This window comes from Microbacterium sp. B24 (assembly GCF_000333415.1).
Taxonomy (GTDB): Bacteria; Actinomycetota; Actinomycetes; order Actinomycetales; family Microbacteriaceae; genus Microbacterium.
In genome coordinates this window covers 1-5,508 of the sequence record NZ_BADB01000238.1, presented here as the reverse complement: position 1 = coordinate 5,508, position 5,508 = coordinate 1, and the positions used below count along the sequence as shown (strand labels likewise).

General features: G+C 70.2%; 6 protein-coding genes. 1 reads left to right on the top strand and 5 read right to left on the bottom strand.

Annotated elements, in window-relative coordinates; translation table 11 throughout:
• The 3 genes from I5I_RS06470 to tyrS all read right to left on the bottom strand — a co-directional run.
• On the bottom strand, positions 1–322 hold a 322-nt coding region (locus I5I_RS06470), incomplete at its 3' end, for a LacI family DNA-binding transcriptional regulator (RefSeq protein ID WP_036317811.1).
• A gap of 24 nt (positions 323–346) precedes the next feature.
• Positions 347–1,117, bottom strand: a complete 771-nt coding sequence (locus I5I_RS06465; protein ID WP_036317809.1) for a DUF4184 family protein — start codon at positions 1,115–1,117, stop codon at positions 347–349.
• 28 nt (positions 1,118–1,145) lie between these two features.
• The gene (gene tyrS / locus I5I_RS06460; protein ID WP_036317807.1) at positions 1,146–2,477 is read right to left on the bottom strand and encodes a tyrosine--tRNA ligase; all 1,332 of its coding nucleotides are present in this window, start codon (positions 2,475–2,477) and stop codon (positions 1,146–1,148) included.
• 90 nt (positions 2,478–2,567) lie between these two features.
• Between tyrS and I5I_RS06455 the strand changes: the two genes are divergently transcribed.
• Positions 2,568–3,161, top strand: a complete 594-nt coding sequence (locus tag I5I_RS06455) for a hypothetical protein (protein ID WP_036317806.1) — start codon at positions 2,568–2,570, stop codon at positions 3,159–3,161.
• A 17-nt stretch (positions 3,162–3,178) separates the two neighbouring features.
• Here I5I_RS06455 and I5I_RS06450 read toward each other — a convergent pair whose 3' ends face one another.
• On the bottom strand, positions 3,179–3,826 hold the full coding sequence (locus I5I_RS06450; RefSeq protein ID WP_036317804.1) for a SatD family protein: 648 nt from the start codon (positions 3,824–3,826) through the stop codon (positions 3,179–3,181).
• A gap of 47 nt (positions 3,827–3,873) precedes the next feature.
• Positions 3,874–5,310: an argininosuccinate lyase gene (gene argH / locus I5I_RS06445; protein ID WP_036317802.1), complete on the bottom strand. Its 1,437-nt coding sequence runs from the start codon at positions 5,308–5,310 to the stop codon at positions 3,874–3,876.
• Positions 5,311–5,508 lie beyond the last annotated feature (198 nt).

The window sequence follows — 5,508 nt, the reverse complement described above, 5'->3', positions numbered from 1 at the left end:
CGCGCTCGCGCGCGGTATCCTCGAGGGCGGCCAGGCTGGACGACGGACCGTACTCGCCCCGCGAGCCCAGCACGACCCCCAGCGTCTGCGATCTGCTGGTCACGAGGGCGCGAGCCGCCTGATTCGGACGGTAGCGCAGGTCGGCCATGGCATCGAGCACCCGCTGCTTGGTCTCGGGTCGAATCGACGGGTGGCCGTTCAGCACGCGTGAGACGGTCTGATACGAGACGTCGGCGGCGCGCGCGACATCGCGGATGCTCGCGCTGCGTGCTTTCTCCTCGCCAGCCGACACGGTGCCCTCGCCTTCGATGTGCACGTTCACATTACCGCGGTGACGCGCAACGCGTCACGCCGCGCGACGCCGGCGGACCGCGATGACCACGCACAGCACGAGGGTGGCTGCACCCCAGAGGGCGCAGGCGGGCGGCAGCACCCGGTACGCCAGGTGCTGCACCGTCCAGGCAGGAGTGAAAGGACCGTAGACGGCGAGGCCGAGAAGCCATGCCGCCAGGAGCACGACGGGCAGCGAGAGCCACCACAGATGTCGAACGATCGGCGGGATGCCGGTGGTCGCCGACTCCGCACGGCGACCGCGCAGCCACAGCGCGGCGGCGAGAGCGAGCACGATCAGTCCGAACGCGGTGGAGCCATACTGCAGCCACTTGAGCCCCAGAAGCGGCCCCCACTGCGCGTCGAGTGCGGGAAGCAGCCGGGTTCCCCATCGCCCTTCGTGCGTGAAGGCATCCCAGGCGATGTGCGTGGCCACCCCCAGCAACAGCGAGAGGGCCGCGAGCACCGCCGACTGCCACGCCGGACGCCGCGACCACCACTGCGGCACACCGGGTCGGTCCCACGCGGCCGGCACCCGAGCTGCGATCCATCGCGGCGACAGCGACCGCACGGCCGGACGCAGCACGCCGTACCAGATGACCGTCAGCACGGCGGCGATCGCCGTTGAGACCAGAAGATTCGTATGAGTGAGCTGGTACGACACGGGCGTGCCGCGGACGAAGAGCGGCAGATCCGGCGTCATCGCGCCGATCGCGATCGCGGCCGGAAGCAGCGGCGTGCGGACGAACGGCAACGCCACCACGGCGTGCGAGACAGTGAACGGCATGCGGCCTCCGGCGCGGTGTCGAGCCGGGTCAGGCCGCAGGTGCGACGAAGAGCCCGGCGAGCGTCTTCTTGCCGCGGCGCAGCACCGCGACGCCGCCCGGCAGCGCCCCCGTGATGGCGGCGGACTCGTCGTCGACCTTGGTCCCGTCGAGGCTGACGCCGCCCTGCGCGATCGATCGGCGTGCCTCGCTGAGGCTCGCACACAGTCCCGTCTCCACCAGTGCCTGCGCGACCGTGGTGCCCCCCACGATCGTCGCGTGCGGCAGCTCTTCCAACGCGGTGCGCAGCGTGGCGGCATCCAGGGCACCGAGATCGCCGGCACCGAAGAGGGCCTCGGATGCCGCGATCACCGCGGCCGCGGCCTCCGGCCCGTGCACGGTCGTCGTCACCTCGAGCGCGAGACGCTTCTGCGCGGCACGGCGGAACGGCTCCGCGGCGACCATCTCCTCGTACTGCTCGATCTCTGCGCGCGTCAGGAAGGTGAAGATCTTCAGTCGCTCGATGACATCGGCGTCGTCGGTGTTCAACCAGAACTGGTACATCCGGTACGGGCTGCACATCTCGGCATCCAGCCAGATCGCGTTGCCCTCGCTCTTGCCGAACTTCGTGCCGTCGCTGTTGGTGATCAGGGGCGTGCCGATGGCGTGCACCGACACCCCTTCGACGCGGTGGATGAGGTCGGTGCCGCTGGTGAGGTTGCCCCACTGATCGGACCCGCCCGTCTGCAGCACGCAGCCGTACTGGCGGTGCAGCTCGAGGTAGTCCATCCCCTGCAGGATCTGGTAGCTGAACTCGGTGTAGCTGATGCCCGCTTCGGAGTTCAGGCGCGCGGCGACGGCATCCTTCTTCAGCATCGTGCCGACGCGGTAGTACTTGCCGATCTCGCGGAGGAAGTCGATGGCGCTCATCGGCGCCGTCCAGTCGAGGTTGTTGACCATGCGCGCGGCGTTGTCGCCGTCGAAGCTCAGGTAACGCTCGACCTGGGCACGCAGGTTGCCCACCCACTCGGCGACCGTGTCCTTCGTGTTGAGCGTGCGCTCCGCCGTGGGCCGGGGATCGCCGATGAGTCCGGTCGATCCGCCGACGAGACCGAGCGGGCGGTGACCGGCCAGCTGCAGACGGCGCATCAGCAGCAGCTGTACGAGGTTTCCCAGGTGCAGGCTCGGTGCCGTCGGGTCGAAGCCGCAGTAATACGTGATGGGCTCGCCGGCCAGCAGAACGCGCAGGGCGTCCTGATCGGTGGACACGTGCACCAGGCCTCGCCAGACGATCTCGTCCCAGACGTTCTCGAACGAGGGGTCGTTGGCGGGAGCCAGTGCACGCGCGGGCGCGGGAGCACTCACGGAGACGGTTTCAGACACGCGCCCAGGCTATCAGCGGCCGATGCCGCGCCCCGATCATGCCGGTGGCGCCGCCGCTGCGACGTCAGGACGCCGTGGGAGACTGACGACATGGATCCCGACACCCAGGCGATCGTCACGCTGATCGGCGTGATCGTGCTCTTCATCGCGCTGTGCGCGGCCCTGATCCTCGTCGTGATCTCCCTGCGGCGCCCGCGGGGCCCGGTTCTGATCGCCGCGGCGGCGATCGTCCTGCTCGCGCTCGTCGCTCTCAGCATCCTGCCGGCGCACCTTCCCGTCCTGGCCTCGGCTGTGCTGGCCGTCCTCGGCACCGCGCTGGCCATCGTCGGCGGCAACCCGTTCACCCGCTGGGTGCTCACGATCGCCGACGGCGGCCGCACGGCGGAGGGTCCACGCGGCGGCATCCTCGTCGAGATGATGTCCGGTCGCGACAGCGCAGCGGTCCGCGAAGAGGAGATCCTGCGCGGCGGCACGACGATCGGCTACCTCGAGCGGGCGTGCGCGGCCCTCGGCATCCTCGCCGGCTTCCCCGGCGCCGTCGCCATCGTCGTGGCGTTGAAGGGCGTCGGACGATTCACGGAACTCGCCACACCGGCCGCGCGCGAGAGGTTCATCGTCGGCACGATGGCGAGTCTGCTGTGGGCGTGCGCCGTCGCGGGGGTCGTCTGGCTCGCGGTCTGGTGAGGTGATCGCCGCGCGGCTCAGACCTCGGAGGTCGGCGACGCGTCCGCGCGCAGCTGCGCGTAGCCCTCGACGAGGGCGGCGACTCCGGCGGCGCCGAGGGCCTGGGACACCGCCGACTGGGTGATGCCCTCCGCGGCCGCGAGCTCCGACTGCGTCGCACCGAGCATCCGGCCGTAGGCGAGTCGCCGAGTGCGCGCCGTCATCGCGGTCACGAGTTGGTCCCGTGCGAGGAGATACGCATTGGCGATCCGGACATCCACCGCCGCGCCGGCATCGGCGACGACCCAGGTGCGGGCGCCCGGGATGGTGCGCGCCTGCGCGGCGTGGATGGCATCGATCGCCTCACGCGCGGCCCACCACCCCGGCCCCTCGGCGAGAGTGCCCACCCGGGAGGGGACGTCGCGGTGCGCCCCGATCCCGATGCCGAAGCGACAGTCGAGATCGTCGGGCAACGCGAGCCGCACCAGCAGCAGGGCCGCCATGGCGGCATCCAGAGACGGGTATACGCCCTGCAGCTCGTCACCCACCGTGGCGGTGAGGGGGCGCTCGGCCAGCGGAACGTCACGTTCCACACGGGCGATCGTCTCTTCCAGAGCGCGCTGGGCGGCAGCCCGATCGGGAAGACTCCGCGATCCGACGATGTCGGCGATCACCGCAACATTCATGGAAAGAAGCATATCGCTGATATTGGCCAAATATCAGTTATTAGCTGCTATTCGAGATCGATCAGGCTCCGTGCGGCGCTCTGCGAGCGGGCGATGAGCTCGGCACGCTGCTCGGACACACGGATACCGGCCGTGCCGCCGGCGCCGGTGCGGCTCGCGACCGAACCTTTGATCGTCAGCACCTCGCGGACGCTCGGGGTCAGATGCGTCGACACCTCCGCGAGCAGAGCGTCGTCGGCATCCTCGAGGCCGATTCCACGCTCCTCGCACGCACGCACCAGCGACCCGGAGATCTCATGCGCATCGCGGAAAGGCACGCCCTGCTTCACGAGCCACTCGGCCACATCCGTCGCCAGCGAGAACCCGGCCGGGGCCAAGCCGGCCATGCGCGCCGTGTCGAACCGCATCGTCGCCACCATGCCGGCGAACGCGGGCAGCACCGTTTCGAGCGTGAGGACCGAATCGAAGACCGGCTCCTTGTCCTCCTGCAGATCGCGGTTGTAGGCCAGCGGCAAGGCCTTCAGCGTCGCCAGAAGACCCGACAGGTTGCCGATCAGGCGGCCCGCCTTGCCCCGAGCGAGTTCGGCGATGTCGGGATTCTTCTTCTGCGGCATGATGCTGGAGCCCGTGGAGTAGCCGTCGTCGAGCGTGACGAAGCCGAACTCGCGGGTGTTCCAGATGATGATGTCCTCCGCGAAACGGGAGAGATCCACGCCGATCATCGCTGCGATGAAGGCGAACTCGGCGACCACGTCTCGCGAGCTCGTGCCGTCGAGGGAGTTCTCCGCCGGCCGGGCGAGGCCCAGCCGATCGGCGACCAGCTGGGGATCGAGGCCCAGGGTCGCACCGGCGAGCGCCCCCCCGCCGTACGGCGAGACCGACGCGCGCGCCGCCCAGTCGCGGAGGCGCTCGAGGTCGCGGACGAGGGGCCAGCCATGCGCCTGCAGGTGGTGGGCCAACAGGATCGGCTGCGCGTGCTGCAGGTGGGTGCGGCCCGGCATGATGGCCTCCGCGTGCGCCTCGGCCTGCGACACAATGGCGTCGATGACCCGAAGAAGGTCGCGGGCGATCACGCGCGCGTGATCGAGAAGGTACAACCGCACGAGGGTGGCGATCTGATCGTTGCGGCTGCGACCCGCGCGGAGCTTGCCGCCGAGCGCTGGACCGACCTCGGCGATGAGAGCGGCTTCCAGAGCGCCGTGGACGTCCTCATCGGCCGGCTGGGCGACCAGTGAGCCGTCGGCGACCGCCGCCGCCAGGGCATCGAGCCCCGCGTGCATGCGTGCCTCTTCGTCGGCGGTGAGATACCCGGCGGCCGCGAGCGCCGCCGCGTGCGCGTGCGACCCGGCGATGTCGTAGGGCGCAAGCACCCAGTCGAAGTGGGTGGAACGGCTGAGGGTCGCGAGCTCGGGTGAGGGTCCCGACGCGAAGCGTGCCCCCCAGAGTGCGCCGTCGTTCGTGCCATGCGGTGTCGTTTCGCTCACCGCACCAGCCTAGCGAGCGCCGCACCGACGCTCCGCTGCACGCCAGGTGTGCACAGATCCGGTCGCCCGAGGAGGTCGCGCACGAAGAGAAGCGCCATCCTGCGATGATGAGTCGTCGCCCGTCGCCGCTGCCCGACAGCCTTCCGGACTCGTTCTCCGTCGCGCAGGCGCTGGATGCCGGGGTGTCACCGCGCCGGC

Bases quoted from the DNA above. Each gene is read 5' to 3' on its own strand.
- I5I_RS06450 (WP_036317804.1), bottom strand. From the start codon at position 3,826: ATGAATGTTGCGGTGATCGCCGACATCGTCGGATCGCGGAGTCTTCCC.
- I5I_RS06455 (WP_036317806.1), top strand. From the start codon at position 2,568: ATGGATCCCGACACCCAGGCGATCGTCACGCTGATCGGCGTGATCGTG.
- I5I_RS06465 (WP_036317809.1), bottom strand. From the start codon at position 1,117: ATGCCGTTCACTGTCTCGCACGCCGTGGTGGCGTTGCCGTTCGTCCGC.